Annotated in this window: 16 protein-coding genes; 7 read left to right on the top strand and 9 right to left on the bottom strand. The window is 36.9% G+C overall.

Annotation, left to right across the window (positions count from 1 at the left end; translation table 11 throughout):
* Positions 1-326 precede the first annotated feature (326 nt).
* Genes BCAMP_RS12700 through BCAMP_RS09175 form a run of 4 tightly spaced genes read right to left on the bottom strand, consistent with a single transcriptional unit; the run spans position 327 to position 3,977 of the window.
* Positions 327-866, bottom strand: coding sequence for a hypothetical protein (locus tag BCAMP_RS12700; protein ID WP_051457010.1), 540 nt, complete (start codon positions 864-866; stop codon positions 327-329).
* Positions 867-891: 25 nt separating this feature from the next.
* Complete coding sequence (locus BCAMP_RS09185) at positions 892-1,803, bottom strand: PASTA domain-containing protein (RefSeq protein ID WP_051457009.1); 912 nt, start codon at positions 1,801-1,803, stop codon at positions 892-894.
* Complete coding sequence (locus tag BCAMP_RS09180; protein WP_035315138.1) at positions 1,796-2,470, bottom strand: ABC transporter ATP-binding protein; 675 nt, start codon at positions 2,468-2,470, stop codon at positions 1,796-1,798. The genes BCAMP_RS09185 and BCAMP_RS09180 overlap by 8 nt, the downstream gene beginning before the upstream one ends.
* A 13-nt stretch (positions 2,471-2,483) precedes the next feature.
* Positions 2,484-3,977: an ABC transporter permease gene (locus tag BCAMP_RS09175; RefSeq protein WP_035315137.1), complete on the bottom strand. Its 1,494-nt coding sequence runs from the start codon at positions 3,975-3,977 to the stop codon at positions 2,484-2,486.
* A 202-nt stretch (positions 3,978-4,179) separates the two neighbouring features.
* On the opposite strand from BCAMP_RS09175, the gene BCAMP_RS09170 reads away from it, so the two are divergent.
* A complete protein-coding gene (locus tag BCAMP_RS09170) occupies positions 4,180-4,572 on the top strand; it encodes a GtrA family protein (protein WP_051457008.1) in 393 nt (130 codons plus the stop codon).
* Between the two features lie 67 nt (positions 4,573-4,639).
* Here the strand turns inward: BCAMP_RS09170 and BCAMP_RS09165 are convergent, their stop codons facing one another.
* The 3 genes from BCAMP_RS09165 to nhaC all read right to left on the bottom strand — a co-directional run bounded on the left by BCAMP_RS09165 (position 4,640) and on the right by nhaC (position 7,604).
* Positions 4,640-5,455 carry a hypothetical protein gene (locus tag BCAMP_RS09165; RefSeq protein ID WP_035315135.1) on the bottom strand — a complete coding sequence of 272 codons (816 nt, stop codon included), beginning with the start codon at positions 5,453-5,455 and terminating at the stop codon, positions 4,640-4,642.
* 76 nt (positions 5,456-5,531) lie between these two features.
* A complete protein-coding gene (locus BCAMP_RS09160) occupies positions 5,532-6,152 on the bottom strand; it encodes a helix-turn-helix domain-containing protein (RefSeq protein ID WP_051457007.1) in 621 nt (206 codons plus the stop codon).
* Between the two features lie 75 nt (positions 6,153-6,227).
* Complete coding sequence (gene nhaC, locus BCAMP_RS09155; protein ID WP_035315134.1) at positions 6,228-7,604, bottom strand: Na+/H+ antiporter NhaC; 1,377 nt, start codon at positions 7,602-7,604, stop codon at positions 6,228-6,230.
* A 204-nt stretch (positions 7,605-7,808) separates the two neighbouring features.
* On the opposite strand from nhaC, the gene BCAMP_RS09150 reads away from it, so the two are divergent.
* From BCAMP_RS09150 to BCAMP_RS09140, 3 genes are read left to right on the top strand one after another with little or no spacing between them, the layout of a single operon-like run.
* Positions 7,809-8,165, top strand: a complete 357-nt coding sequence (locus BCAMP_RS09150) for a type 2 periplasmic-binding domain-containing protein (protein ID WP_035315133.1) — start codon at positions 7,809-7,811, stop codon at positions 8,163-8,165.
* Between the two features lies 1 nt (position 8,166).
* The gene (locus BCAMP_RS09145; RefSeq protein WP_035315131.1) at positions 8,167-8,442 is read left to right on the top strand and encodes a sensor histidine kinase; all 276 of its coding nucleotides are present in this window, start codon (positions 8,167-8,169) and stop codon (positions 8,440-8,442) included.
* Positions 8,417-9,211: a response regulator transcription factor gene (locus BCAMP_RS09140; protein ID WP_035315129.1), complete on the top strand. Its 795-nt coding sequence runs from the start codon at positions 8,417-8,419 to the stop codon at positions 9,209-9,211. The genes BCAMP_RS09145 and BCAMP_RS09140 overlap by 26 nt, the downstream gene beginning before the upstream one ends.
* On the opposite strand, the gene BCAMP_RS09135 is transcribed toward BCAMP_RS09140, so the two are convergent.
* On the bottom strand, positions 9,208-9,648 hold the full coding sequence (locus tag BCAMP_RS09135; protein ID WP_035315127.1) for a GIY-YIG nuclease family protein: 441 nt from the start codon (positions 9,646-9,648) through the stop codon (positions 9,208-9,210). The two genes, BCAMP_RS09140 and BCAMP_RS09135, sit on opposite strands and share 4 nt — an antisense overlap.
* 155 nt (positions 9,649-9,803) lie before the next feature.
* On the opposite strand from BCAMP_RS09135, the gene BCAMP_RS09130 reads away from it, so the two are divergent.
* Entirely contained in the window at positions 9,804-10,145 is a 342-nt protein-coding gene (locus BCAMP_RS09130) for a zinc ribbon domain-containing protein YjdM (RefSeq protein WP_035315125.1), read from the top strand.
* A gap of 842 nt (positions 10,146-10,987) precedes the next feature.
* Here the strand turns inward: BCAMP_RS09130 and BCAMP_RS12695 are convergent.
* Complete coding sequence (locus BCAMP_RS12695; RefSeq protein WP_051457006.1) at positions 10,988-12,460, bottom strand: helix-turn-helix domain-containing protein; 1,473 nt, start codon at positions 12,458-12,460, stop codon at positions 10,988-10,990.
* 200 nt (positions 12,461-12,660) lie between these two features.
* Here BCAMP_RS12695 and BCAMP_RS09115 point away from each other — a divergent pair, with 200 nt between their 5' ends.
* Both BCAMP_RS09115 and BCAMP_RS09110 read left to right on the top strand, forming a co-directional pair.
* Positions 12,661-13,479 (top strand): PRD domain-containing protein, encoded by an 819-nt coding sequence (locus BCAMP_RS09115; RefSeq protein WP_035315123.1) that lies wholly within the window; start codon positions 12,661-12,663, stop codon positions 13,477-13,479.
* Positions 13,480-13,669: 190 nt separating this feature from the next.
* On the top strand, positions 13,670-15,535 hold the full coding sequence (locus BCAMP_RS09110) for a beta-glucoside-specific PTS transporter subunit IIABC (protein WP_035315122.1): 1,866 nt from the start codon (positions 13,670-13,672) through the stop codon (positions 15,533-15,535).
* Positions 15,536-15,579 lie beyond the last annotated feature (44 nt).

Below are 15,579 nucleotides of genomic sequence, written 5' to 3'. Positions count from 1 at the left end.
TCTGTTTTATTATTGAAGCCGCAATTCAGCACACCGTGAGGTGTGTAAGAAGAGTGATGCCAAAATAAACAAAGTAGCTTAAAACACCTTTAATTAACTGAGTTAAACACCAATGTTTTTGGAAAAGAAATAGATTCATTCTGTAATTCCATGAGGAAATTCGCGATATTGTTAAAAGTGATAGCTGACATTGTCGAATCCCCCTTATAAATTTGTTGTGGTGACTTAATTATTATAGGGATTTTGAAAATGTTGCTATTTTTTTACGAAAAAATAGGCATCAGTGAAAATTCACCAACACCATAAATTATAGAACCGCTTTTTTGCTAGTCGTTTGAATCAGAAGAAGCTGTTTTTTTCGTATCAGAAGGAAGAACGGCTTCTTCAGTATCCCCAACAACGTCTGACTCATCGTCAGCACGTGTGTTGTCGGCGGTTGGAGTGTAGCCACTGCCATTACTAATGCCAATTGAAACAGTGTAGTCCATCGCCACATAGGCGTTGTAATTACTCATTTCGACGACTGTGCCTCGTTCTTCAGCCGAATCGACACTATGAATCGTATAGTTAATATTGGCGCCGTTAACGGTGTAATCATTGTAGAAGGATTCAGCCAATTCCCCCTCTAAACTACCAAAATAGCTTTTTAAATAAGGCTTACCCGCTGAATAAACGACCGTAATCGCTTTGTCATTCGCCTTATCATCGATGAAAGTACCAGCTTCGAGTGATTGTGAGATTAACGAGCCATAAGGTGCGCTCGTAGAGAAGCGCTTCTTAATATTGGTCGAAATCCCTTCAATCTCAGCCGCTGATTCAAGGGTATAGTCATTGAAGTTTGGTACTTGTAAGGTCGATATTGTCACAGTTACCTGTGATTTTTTGGCGATTTTAGTGCCTTTTTTTTAAACTTTGTGAGATAACCGTACCGACTTCAATTGAATCACTGGTGCCATTTTCAAACGTGATTTTGACATCGTTATCTTGACCCCACTGAGTCACTTCATCTTTTGTTTTCTTGCTGAAATCAGGAACATCGATGTTTTTTTCGAATACTTCGACACCTTTAGAATAGTAAAGCAGTAATTGATCTTTGCGCTTGTAGTTCGTTTCAGACACATCATCAGCTAGAAAACGTTGCTTGATAAATTTGTTTTTGGCGATTTTAGCACTGAATTCATCTGTGATCGAAATGTTTTCAGCTTTTTGACTATCAATCCATTGCTGGGCCTCGCTTTTGGTCATTTCTTTAAATTGTGGCAGCTTAATCACTTCATCTGGATTGGGACCAATACTAAGCGTCACCGTTAACACACTGCCTTTTTTAATCTGTGTTTTAACTTTTTTATTTTGTGCTAAGACGATATTTGCGTCAGTTTTAGTGTTGTATTTTTGCTCCGTTTCAATGGTAATATTATTTGTATTCGCCCAGGTGCGAACCTCGCTAATATTCTTATCAACAAAATTGGGTAAAGGCACATGTGTCATACTGAAGTATAACCACCATAATAAACCAATTGTGATAACACAAATAGCAGTAATTATAAGTCGTTTTTTACGCTTCTTCTTTTGATAAGTCGGGTCAATCATCATGTTTTCATTCGGATTGACATCATCTGCTGAAGTAGAGCGTGTGCTTTTAGTCGACCTTGAACCAGTTGAGACCTTAGGCTTATTGGTTTCGTTAGTTTTAACCTTTGCCGTATTGGGAGAAGGTGTCTGTTTAGGTGGGTCACTCTTAGGCGTTTCACCATTGCGTTTTTGGTAATTTTTATTTTCAAAATTAGATAAAAAATCACTCATCTTTGCTAAAAGCCCCCTTGTGCAAATAGTACGTTTCATCAGACAATTCTGCGATTTCTGATGAATGCGTTACAACAATTATACACTTATTATGCTGATGGGCGAGCTCCTTGAAAATCGCTACGATTTCTTGTTCCATTTCTTCATCGAGGTTTCCGGTCGGCTCATCTGCTAAAATAATATCGACATTGGTCGCTAATGCTCGGGCAATCGCAACTCGCTGTTGTTCTCCACCAGATAATTGTGTCACGACACGCGTCGCCTTGTCGCGATTTAAACCGATATAATCAAGGAGATTTAAGGCAACTTCTTGATGGTCGCTGGGAATCTCATTGGTTGTAATTGACATTGGAACAAGCACGTTCTCGACGGCAGTTAAATAAGGAATTAAGTTGTAACTTTGAAAAATAATACTCATATCATTGCGACGATATTGCTCATAGCCGATTGTTTTGATGTTTTCATTGTGATATAAAATATCACCTTTATGAGGGGTATCCAATCCACTAATCAATGATAAAAAAGTTGATTTACCAGAGCCAGACTGGCCAACAATCGTATAAAATTTGCCTTTTTCAAAGGTGAGATTGGTATCTTTTAGTATATAGCGCTGACGATCACCGTCTTGGTAAAAATAATCGACATCTTTGACAGTTAAAATACTCATAGCAGTCACGTCCTTACATCATTATTTTTTTAGGATTGAGTCGTAAAATATAAAGCATGGGTAGAACGGTTGATAAAATCACTGTGACAAGACCAAAGAGATAGAAGAGTGCGATATAAGGGGCATCAATGGTTACCGCATAAGCATCTTTAACCGAATCAAAGTCCACTGTTGAGTTTGTGCTAAAGTGTGAATAGGACATTGAGCCACCGTTCATATCGTCAGTCTTGGCATCATTCGTAATCAATGAAGTCGACACGTTTTTGGCAAGGAGATTACCAGTGAAGAGCGACAATGAAATCGCGATAAAAGCTACGAGTAGCACTTCAATGAAAATTTGACCGATGATTTTAAGTTTCTTTTCACCTAATGACAGGTAAATGCCTAATTCTTTTTTACGATCGCGGATAAATAAAATGATAACGAGCGTCAAAATAATGACCGAGGCTGCAGCAGCTGCCAACAAGATGTATTTTGAAAACTTAGCGACCTTGTTCATCGAGCCAGAAATGGAGTCGTAGTCATCTTGAGCTGAAACAATCGCGTAATCTTTTGGTAAGATGGTTGAAGCGTCGGCAACGAAGTTAGGCATATCCTCAGGTGTTTTTACTACGAAAACAGACTCGTATCCGTCCTCGTTACCGATATTCTTAGTGTATTCTGCCAGTTCAGCTTCGGTCATACCTTCAGCGGAATTTTTATCTTTTTTCATTGCTTCTTTTTGGAAAGCAGTGTTTGCTTTTGAAACGACTTTGTTAGGTAAATAGATGGTGTTAATTTGTTCATTTGCTTGCCATTCTTGTTCAGCTTTTTTATCTGCGCTGAGTTTTTTTGCTGTATCTAGTTTTGTTGGTGTGAAAATACCAATCACCTTGTAAGAATACTCCTTAGAAAAGAGTTCTTTTTCTTTATCATCATCATAAGAAAGGTACACATTGTCTACTAAAAAGTTATCGCCAACAGAGAGGTTGTTGAGCTTAGCGACCTGTGAAGAAACGATGACAACATTAGCACCATTTTTAATTTGGTCATCTGTAAAGGTCGTGCCGCTATCAAGCTTGATTTTGTTTTCTTTCACATCAATTAAAGGGGCATATTGCACACCTCGGATGCTCAAAGAGCTACTATTACCGTATTTTTCATCTTCAGGCGACAGATAAGCTTTCACCTTTTTCGAATTATAGTAATCGGAAATATTATAGTCGTAATATTTAACCGTATCAAGCTGTCCAATTTTAGTAATAACATCTTTTGAAGGCGGTTTTGGATAATCAACTTCCTCATCCTCGGAGGCGTCCATCAATTGTTTCATCTTTTCTTTCGATAAATCAATCGTTGCTTGTGCGCCAAGTTGATTTTTGACGGTTTGTTCAACCTTATTTGTTGCTTGTGAAATCGAAACTGCTCCTGCAATCACGTTCCCTAAAATAAAAACAATCGCAAAAAGCAAGAGTGATTTACCCTTTTTACGAGAAATACTCGTGAGTGCCCGTTTGAAAAAGTTCATCTAAAAACTCCTTTGTTAGTTTATTTTTATACTAAAGTAAGCATGGGGACTGGTTTTAATGTAACCGATTACTAGATAACTGAACTATACCACATAGTACAGCTGGAAGAAACTAATAATCATCTGATGGAATGAGAGTGTAACTGGTCGTGAAGCTAAACTTCATGATAAACTAAGATAAATCAATGAATCAAAGGAGATTATGATGGTAAAGTTATTTCAAAAAGAATTGATTCTCTATGTTTTAATGGGCGGTGTAACAACACTAGTTAATCTTAGTGTTTTTTATTTAATGGATGAGACAACGGTTTTAAATGTATCTTGGAGTGTGACGATAGCGAATGTCTGTGCGTTACTATTTGCCTATGTCAGTAATAAGTATTGGGTGTTTCGTAGTCATAACAAAACACGGCAAGCGACCGTGATTGAAGCAATGTCATTTGTAAGTGTTCGACTCGCATCCCTTTTGATTGATATTGTGGTTACGTTTGGTTGTATCCATTTGGGAATGCCAACACTTGTGGCTAAAATAGCAGCAAATGTTGTCGTTATTGCGGTTAACTATGTTGCAAGTAAATGGTTCGTATTTAAATAAACTAAAAAGAAGTCCTTCAATGATACCATTACTAATGGCTCTATCGAAGGACTTCTTTTTAATTGTCTTAGCGGTTTTCAAAAGAAATGAATTTTGTAGCAACAGCATTAGTGTGCACATCATTTTGACTGATGATTTTTTGAATTGTTTTCCAGTCATGTATTGTCGGAATCGAGTTAATACAGATTGTATGGTTTGATTTGAATGACATATTTGAAATTGTCGTTAAAATGACATCGTATTCTCGGCTTTCTTCGAGTGCTTCAGCTTCTTCAAGTGCTTCGAGTACTTGGCTTTGAACATGAGAACCAAAATGATGGTTAAGAATGTCAATAATAAGGTGTGAATGTTCTTCGTCAAAATCACAAAACACGCCGACTCTAATCGGTTTAATCTGTTCAATGAGATGTTTTGTTAAGTTAGGCCAATGGATCATAATAGTATATAAAAACTCGTTAAAAGAGGCCTCTTTCCATTGATAATCAGAGATAAAAATCAATCGTGGCAGTGCTTCTTTGACTTTATTTACGAAATTGGGATATTCGGTCGTTACATAGTGTAAAAATGATTCCTTCTTATTAAATAGTATGTAATTTAAGCCGCTTGACCAAACAGTGATGTTGAATATTTCAAAGGTGAGCTGCTCGATGTCATCAATTGGGAGGTCTAAGTCATTCGACAAATCAGTTAAAAATGATTCAATATAAGTCACGGTAACGCCAATTGTGTCAGGGTGTGAAAGGACTTTTTGTTTTAAATGAGAGGCATTAAAAACAAAGTCAGGTTTTGAAAACACATATAATATTTCACGCACGGTATCAGGAGTTAAGACAATGCCGAATAAGTGTAAAAATTGATGCTCTATTTCGGTTTGTTCTAACATGTTTGTAATGACCCATTCAAACGAAGGGGTAGCAGTAATATTTGGAAGGGAGTACCCTTGCTGCATCCGAATAATGTTAGATAAGGTCGCTGAACGTAACTGGTTGACATCTGGATAATTCAGCGTGATATCGATTTTTTTTTGCGAAGCGTTTGAACACAGCTGTTAAAAAATTCAATTGCTCTGTTGAATAGGGCAAGTTACCACGAGGGTATTTTTCACCATAATAATGTGTGATGAAATTACGAATGGCTAATTCATCACCGCATAGGTTATAAGGCTTAGTTGAGATGTAAATGGAATGTTCAGCTAATATGACATTGACACGGTTAATTAAACGCTTAAGACTAGAGTCACTGATGTATAACGTCTCATAAATATCAGATTCACTAACATCTTTGGCTGAAAAAAGCATTTCTAATAATCTAAACTCGATACTTTCTTGCAGAAAAACGGTATAAATATAGTCAATCGAATAATTAACGGGGTACTCGATGCGTACACCATTTTTACGTGACGTATCAATGGAAAACGGTGCAAATAGTAAGTTGAGATCAGTGATGTCGTTTTTCAAAATACGCTCTGAACAGCCGATTTTTTGTGAGATTGAAGCTAGAGTAATCCAATCATCGTTGTCAATTAATGTTTCGATGAAAAGTAGTTGACGCTGACGTGCCGGTGCTAGTATTCGTCTCAAATGAGCCACTCCTTACATTACTTATAATAATACAAGGATACAGTTTTTCTATTACTAAAGTCAACTATCTTTTAGTTAGATAGTTGACTTGTTAGTTTTTTTAATACTCAGATTTGTGAACCCAGCTAATACAGTAAGCAAGGGACAGAGCAAACAGAAAAAAGCATAGGGTAAATACTCAATCGTTGCAACGCCTAAGGTCGAAGCCATAAATACACCGCTGACACTCCACGGAACAAGTGAATTGACCACGGCACCGGAATCTTCGAGTACACGAGAAAGTGCTAATGGATGAAGACCAGCCTTCTCATAAGTTGATTTAAAGGCGTTTCCAGGTAAAATAATTGCTAAATATTGTTCGCCAATTAGTAAATTGATGCCGATACAACTAAGGGCGGTTGTTAAAATTAACTGCCCAGTAGTTGTTAGTTGTCGAATTAAGGCGTCCATTAGTGTTTTTATAATACCGAGTTCAACGAGCAACCCACCTAAGGCTAAAGCTAAAATAATTAATGAAATTGACCACATCATACTTTGGATGCCACCGTGGGTAAGAAGAGAATTAAGCAGTTCGTTGTTTGTTCGTGCGACATAGCCATCTTGAATAATGGCAGCAACGGATTGAACGGAATGTTTTTGGGTCAGTAGCAGGATGATGACCCCAACGCCAATCGATAAAAAAAGTGTGGGGATTGCCGGTAACTTCAATTGAGCACATAAGAAGATGAGGAGAAGTGGCAGTAAAACCCACCAATTAATCGAGAAATTGGCAGCCAATGCTGTTGAAATTGTTGTGATTTGATCGAACGAAGTGGCCGTTTTGGTTAAGCCGAGCAAACAAAAGCCGATTAAGGCGATAAAAAAAGCTGGAATGGTCGTCCACATCAGATTACGGATATGTAAAAATAAATCAACTTCTGCAATGGCAGCTGCTAAATTGGTGCTATCGGATAAAGGAGACATTTTGTCACCAAAGACAGCGCCTGAAATAACAGCCCCAGCAATAATCGCAGGTGAAAAGCCCATCGACAAGCCAATTCCTAAGAAGGCAATCCCAACGGTTGACACAACAGTGAAAGCACTGCCGACTGCTACACCAACGATGGCACTAATCACAAACACTGAGGGGATAAACAACTGCGGATTGATAAGATGAAAGCCATAAAACATCATGGATGGAATTATGCCAGCAGCAATCCAAACGCCAATCAAGGCACCGATGAGAATGAAAATAATCATCGGAATGAGTCCAGTCGCAATCCCGTTAGTAATCCCGGTATGGATTTTTTGCCAAGCGACACGATGTACTTTTGCCCAAATGAGCAACAGGCCGATACAAACGAGGATAGGTACTTGTGGCGCAAGGTGGTATTTAATAACACTAACACCTAAAATAATGAGAATGAGGCTGAGTAATAATAACGCCTCGATAATAGCAGAACGATGTTTCATAAATAAAAGCTCCTTAACCAACACGCTTTAACGCGTTAAATGATGAGTCTAAGGTTAACATTTCTGTTGTGAGAAGTCAATTGTATTGAGGTGTTATTAGACTTTAACAGCTGTTCTATAGTGCGTAAAAGTGTTCTATATTAGCATTGTAAGCGCTTTAGTATGTGATATGATTTAATTATCAAAACTAAGGAGGATTTACCAATGAAAAAAATGGCAGGTTTACTGGTTGTTGCATTATTATTAATGACTGTTTTAGTAGCGTGTGGGAATGAGAGTTCTTCAAAAGAATCAGATAAAAAAGAAGATAAAACACTAGTTGTCTATTCACCAAACAGTGAAAATATTGTTAATACATTGATACCGATGTTCGAAGACGAAACAGGTATTAAGGTCGAACTAGTATCTGCAGGCACTGGTGAATTACTCAAGCGAATTTCATCTGAAAAGGATAAACCTTATGCAGATGTCATGTTTGGCGGACTGAACAAATCAAAATTGACCGATGAAAACCTCTTTGAGAAATATACATCTAAAAACGAAGCTCTCTATCACAATTAGGGTGGAACGTGAAGGGAATCACTGTTTATTAACCGTTATCGATGATGGTGGCGGTATTGACAGTGAACGTTTAAAAGACATTCAATTGAGGTTTGAAGCTACGGAAAACAAATCGAATAGCGTGGGGCTCTATAATACCCATCGACGTATTTATTTGATGTTCGGTGCAGCTTATGGACTAACGATTAAGTCGGAACGAGGTAAAGGGACCTGTGTTCAATTAAGACTGCCACTAATAGGGGGTGATGAGGGTGTTGAAAGTATTGCTGGTCGATGATGAAGATATCATTAGAGAAGGACTAAAGATGAGTGTTAATTGGCAAAAAGCAGGATGTGTCATCTGTGGAGAGGCAAGTGATGGTCACAGTGCTGTTCAACAGATTGAAGCTATAAAACCGGACATTGTTTTGCTTGATATCAACATGCCTTTGATGAGTGGGTTGGATGTCTTAAAGTATTTTGAAGGGAAAGCATTTGTGTTCTTAACGATTATTATATCAGGCTATAATGATTTTAATAAGGCGAAACAGGCGATAAGATACGGTGTCACTGACTATTTATTGAAGCCGTTAAATCACGATGAATTAGAGGACGTGCTGACGCGTTGTAAAGATAGACGGACAGTTCAAAAACAATACGAATTGTTTAATCAAAAAATACAAGAAGTGAGCCACCGTGAATTATTTGTCTTTAATCAAACAGAAAAAACCACGATAAGTTCAAAAAGTGTACAAGCATTACTCACCTTAATTGAAGAACATTATGCAGAGAAAATCACCGTCACCGATGTTGCGGAACAGGTAAATCGTAGCAAGACACATTTGAATAAGCGGTTTAAAGCGCTGACAGGCTACACGTTTAATGATTATTTGAATCGTTATCGTATTGCTCAGGCCATTATTCGGTTAGAAAAAGGTGAAGACAAAATTAGCACGATAGCGTTAGATGTGGGGTTTAATAACTATCGTTATTTTATTGATATTTTTAAAAAGTATACACATCTGTTACCAAGTGAGTTTGTACAATATTCAAAAACACCACGTTAATTTGCTCTGACAGTTAAATAACGTGGTGATAGAGTGAATTTAAGACTGTGTTCTAAGAAAAGGCGTTCACGTGTATCATCAATTTGTGAAAATTTGTAATAACAGTCGTTTTTCAGATAGATGTGTGCTTGTTCAATACTACGAATAGCCGTGAGATGCGGATCATTAACCAGTGCCTTTTCTAACTTCGAAGTAGTTATGTTTGTTATGCTGACATAGCTTGTAAGATGATTTTTTAGGTTATCAGTTTGATTAATATAAATAATCTGTTTCGAGGCCCCTTTATCCTTTGAGCTTGCGATACAATAGACACCTGGTCGTGTAGTGATGTGGTTATCATCAATTGAGTCGAATGAATACCAAGGTTGTTCAGTAAGTGCTTCTTTTTGTGCTGTTAATTGTTTAAATGAAGGCAAATAAAACACATCCTTTGTCATGATTTAACTATCTCTTTTAATCATATCCGATTACGATAGTGGAAACAATTATTTAAACGTATCAATCATCGAGCTATTGATGCTTGCTTGCGTTTATTAAATTGTTTATAATAATAATTAAGTAGTGATTATAAGTAACTATACAGGAGGTACGAATGAGTAATTTACCCAATTGTCCAGAGTGTAACTCTGAATACACGTATGAGGATCGTGGAAATTTTATTTGCCCCGAATGCGCCCACGAGTGGACATTAGCAACTAACAGTCCATTAGAAGAAGAAGGCTTAATTGTAAAAGATATTAACGGGAACCAACTAACAGATGGTGATTCTGTCACAGTGATGAAAAACCTTAAAGTAAAAGGAGCTCAGTCTGATTTGAAAATGGGAACGAAAGTGAAAAATATTCGCCTTGTTGAAGGAGACCATAATATTGATTGTAAAATTGATGGTTTCGGCCCGATGAAATTAAAATCTGAGTTCGTAAAGAAAAATTAAATAGTACATTTCAAAAGAGGCATGTATCGCCCCTGGAAAGTTAAACTCAAAAAGCTAACTTTTTGGGGGGTGCTTCTTTTTATGATGTAGTTATAACTGGAGAAGGGGTTATCAAAAAATGCCCATCAAAAGGTTTTTTTTGATAACACACATCCTCAAAAAGATAGTATACTTAGGCTATAATTATTTCCCTAAAATAATTATCCCTAGAAATATCCCTTATCCCATGAGAGCGCTAATCCCCTTTAGCGTTCTCTTTTTTTTGAAGAAAAAGTCTATCAAAAAAAGCCGTAAGGGCGTCATTTTTTGATAGGCAAGTTATGCCAATCAAGGTGTATACTATCAATATAGTTATTTCCCTAAAATAATTATATCCCTAGAAATATCCCTTATCCCATGAGAGTACTAATCCCCTTTAGTATTCTCTTTTTTTATGTCTAATTATAGGAGAGGTAATAAATGATGTTTAAAATTTATAATTATATCGCTTTAATTTGTCTTGTTGGTGGTGTGTGTTTGTGGCTGCCCTTTTTTTTTCAATGCAACTTCAAATCCAGCCGTTGTATTTACACCCATTATTGGTGTTATAGGTGTCCTTTTTGCACTACCTACAAAAAAACAATTGCTCATTTTAGGTAATATATTAGTAATGGTAAGTTTTTTTATGATGATGCTGGTTGGCTATATAATTGAAGCTATTTGGTCACTTTCTTGACTAAAAAAGACCTTGCAACGGCAAGGTCTAGATTGTCGAAAAGTTTAATTGATTTTGAAGTAATAAGTCAACCGACTTTGGTTACGAGATAAGCGGCGCTGTAGCGAGCTGATGTAACCGCTTTTCACTACAAGAAATATTTCGAAGCAAGATAGTTTGGTCTGTCATTGAATGACTGCAACGCTTGTTGGATTTCTAACAGATTTTTTGGTGATGGTAGTGGATCGATACAAATCACAGGCATCTCTAAGAAGTTCAAGGATGAAATAGTAGTGATTAACAAAGAAATATCGGGTATATCACTAATATCTTGAATATGGACGAACTGTAAATGTTTACCGAAATAGTAATGTAGAATGCCTTCGACAAAACGAGAATGTGCATTGTCGAAGTCAGAATACAATCCGACAGTTAGAGGCGGTAAAGCCTTTTCTAGCAGGGTAATGAAATTCTCCCAATGAATCAATAAGGTATAAAGAATTTCATTAACGGCATAGTCTTTATAATAGAAATCTTGAGCACTTGATAATTTTGAAAGTTCCTGTTGAACACTTGCAACAAAAAAGGGATAAACTTCACGAATACGTTTAGCAAAAAGTGCTTTACGATTGTAGATAATGTAGTTAGGTCCGACCAGAAGATAATGTTTATTGTAGAGTTGCAAAGCGACTTCATCAATATTAGTTAATGGAATGTGGGTGTTCTCAGACAAGTTTGTCAAAAAAGTATAGATGTTTCGAGCAAGTAGATTGTCTGTAGTTGTTTGCTTAAGATGTGTTTTTAACGCAGAAGTATTGCTGAAGTAGTTAATGTCAGCAAAAATAACAAGTAACTCCATTAAAATAGTAGGCGTGAATTCGCAGTCTAGTAAGAAAGTGAAGGCTATTTGTAGTTGTTCATTTTGATAGAGTTGTTTGACTTCTTGAGGCACCTCATTGCTTTCAAGTGTAAGATGGTGACCGTTATTAATACGAATGATTGAGGCCATGAACCAATATCGAAGACGTAAGCGGTCTTGCATCGCAGGTGTTTCATTGACAGTTTCGCACATCATTTCGTATAAGTAATCGACGGTTTGAATTTGATGAGTCGTAAAAGGTGAGTTGTAAGCACCGTATTTTTCAAGTAAAAACTGCGACAGTAAATTACGAATGTTCAGTTCATTTCCGCCGATATAGCATGGTTGAGTATGGATTTTAATATCACGTTCTAATAGGAGTTTATTATTTTTATTAATGATGCGGTTGAGTGTTGAGGGACTTGTGTAAAGTGTGTTCGCTAAATCTATGATATCGAATGACTCGTCAAGAAGAATCTTTTCGAGCACAGTAAACTCGATGCTATCGGTCAATATTTGTTGAAACACAAATTCGAGCGAATAGTTGGTCGGATATTCAAGTTTAACCCCTTTTTTTTGTGAAGTTACAATTGAAAAGGGCATATAGGTTTCGTTAATGTGGCTAATATCGACACGAAGAACACGCTCTGAACAGTCAATATCGGTCGCGATTTGTTTTAAGGTTAGCCAATCCTTCGTATTATAGAGCAGCTCCATAAATTTAAGGCGACGTAAGGAATTATTATTTAAGAGTGTGCGCATAAGAAACGTCCTTTCAGTAATAATGGGATTTTACGGTTATTTCTTCCTATTATAATGAAAAAACGGTGAGATATCCAATTGTTAGCTGTTTTATATGCATGAAAAGGCTTTATTTTTTAATTGACAAAAAAAACGGTGATGTATAGAATGATTGTTATGCCATTAACGGTTTTTACTAGAGAAGAAAGGACGGTGTATATATGAAAATAATGAAGAAAATCAATAATAATTTTGCAATGGCGCTCGATGATAACGGTGTAGAACTCATTGTTACGGGCAAAGGGATTGGCTTTCCGAAGACGCCTTATGAATTAACAGACCTTAACATAATTGAAAAAAAATATAGTGTTCCACAAAATACATCAGTCGATCTCTTACAACGTTATTCGGCTGAAGTGATAGAATACACACACGCAGTTGTTAAAATGGGTGAACAAATTCTAAATAAAACGTTAAATATGTCGGTTTTTGTCACGTTGGCAGATCATATCGATTTTGCTTTGCAACGATTTGAGGCAGAAATGGATATAAAAAACCCGTTAAACTGGGAAATTAAACATTTTTTTCCAATCCACTATGAAATTGGTATCCAGGCAATTACCTACTTGAGTAAAGAGACGGGGCGTAAAATACCGAAGGATGAGGCGAGTTCAATTGCGTTGCATTTTATTAATGATGAAATCGGTCGCTCTGATTTTCATGAAACAACATCAGTCATGAAAATATTAACAAATATCTTAAATATTGTGCAGTATCATTTTAATGTTGAATTTGACGAAGAGTCATTTATGTATCAACGGTTTATAACGCATTTGAAGTTTTTTGTGATCCGACACTTAGGCAATGAAGTGATTGAAGGTAAAGTCGATGAAATGTACGGATTGATGAAGGAACGCTATGTTGCTGAAGACCAATGCATTCATAAAATTGAGCAATACTTAGGTGAAATGTACGGTTGGACTTTAAGTGAAGATGAAAAACTTTATTTAATTATTCATATAAATCGAAATGTCTCTTGATTTACCCCCTTTTTTTTGTTATTATTACGAAGTAAAAGAAACCGGTACCATGAGAAATCGGTTTCATATAGATAATGGCTTGTTACTGATTCGATCAGGCATAACCAAAGTACTCCTAGACTTATTGTCGGGTGTCTTTGGTTATTTTTTTTGTAATCATAACAAGAACCATACATAGGAGGAATTTGTAATGGCAGATAAGTACAAAGATATTGCAGCGAAAATCGTTGAAAATGTCGGAGGCGAACAAAACGTTGATTCAGTCGTGCACTGTGCCACACGTTTACGTTTCGTCTTGAAAGATGAATCAAAAGCAAACAAAGAAGCGCTCGAGTCAGTTGACAAAGTTATGTCAGTTGTTCGTGGTGGCGGTCAATATCAAGTCGTGATCGGTTCAGAAGTAAATGACGTTTACACATCAATCAACAACAACTATAATGTGAACAGTAACGGTGAAGCAGCTCAAGATAACACACCGAAGAAAAAATCAGCAAGCGGCGCATTGGCAGTGATTGCGTCATTCTTCACACCGTATATTGGTGTTCTTGCCGGTGCTGGTATCGTAATGGCATTGGTTAACACATTAGAAATGTATGATGTTATTACTAAAACATCATTAACGTATGTAATGCTAACAGCAATTTCAACAGGTATCTTCAAGTTCCTTCCATTGTTTATTGCGATTACAGCGGCAGATGCCTTCAAGATGAATCGCTTTATCGCCTTGGCGATTGCTTCGGCAATGGTTTATCCATTAGTTGATCCATCAATCGGCGAACTTGTATTCAAACCATTTGGTTACAATGTCGACTTTAATAAATACGGTGGTGCGGTTGTACCGACGATTTTAGCAATCTGGGTAACGTCTTACGTTGAACGATTCTTCAAAAAAATCATTCCGGCAGCAGCGAAAATTGTTTTTGTACCATTCTTCACCTTATTAGTAGCTGGCGTATTAGCGTTCTTATTCATCGGGCCTTTAGGCACGCTTGTTGGTGATTGGATTTCAAAAGTTTACACATACGCTTATGACTTAAATCCATTAATTGCTGGTTTAATCTTAGGTGGTTTATTCCAATTACTTGTTGTTTTCGGTATGCACTGGGCCATTTTACCGATTGCAATGATCAACATCGATTCATTAGGTTATGATACCATTTTACCGGTGATGTTAATTGCCGTATTTGGTCAAGTATCAGCAGTTGCGGGGATGATTTTCCGCTTAAAAGGTAAAGATAAAGAAGTTGCTGTTTCAGCAACAATTGCTGGTTTCTTTGGTATTACAGAACCTGCACTATACGGTGTCAACTTAAAATACAAACGTCCGTTTATCATTGGTTTAATTGCGTCAGCAGTCGGTGGTGCGATTGTAAGTTACAGTGGTGTAACGTCAGATACGTTCTCACCGATTTTAAACCCACTATACTTTAACTTCTTTATGGGTGAAAATTCTAACTTTACAGCATTAGTGATTGCCTTTGTTATTACGATTGCAATCGGTATGATTGGTGCGATTATGTTTGGTTTACCAAAACCGAAACAAACAGCGACTGCTACAACAACTCAAGCAAAAGCAGAAACAACAGTGCCTGCAGTAGCAGCTAACACAATCACATCACCTTTAACAGGTGAATTAGTTGAATTGAAAGATGTTAACGATCCTGTTTTCAGTGCTGAAATTATGGGTAAAGGTTTCGCGGTCATCCCGAGTGAAGGTGTTGTAACAGCACCTGTTGATGGTGAAGTTATTATTCTTTACGGTACACAACACGCAATTGGTATTAAATCAGAGCAAGGAATCGAAGTATTAATTCATATCGGTATTAATACAGTTGAGTTGAACGGCGAATTCTTTGAGATGACAACTTCAACTGGTGCTCACGTTAAACGTGGTGAAGTACTTGGTAAATTTAATATTGAAGGCATTAAATCGAAAGAATACGATACAACAACAATGGTTATCGTCACAAATACAGCAGATTACGCAGACTTCTCATTCGCGCAAACAACAGGCGCAGTGAAAATGAATGATGCGATTGTAACAGTTTCAAAATAATAAGTTTAACAAAGAAGCCACCCGCTATGCGGGTGGCTTCTTTT

The sequence above is a fragment of the Brochothrix campestris FSL F6-1037 genome (assembly GCF_000525915.1).
Lineage (GTDB): Bacteria > Bacillota > Bacilli > Lactobacillales > Listeriaceae > Brochothrix > Brochothrix campestris.
Note: the sequence above shows the minus strand (reverse complement) of the source record. Positions and strands in the feature narration are given on the sequence as shown.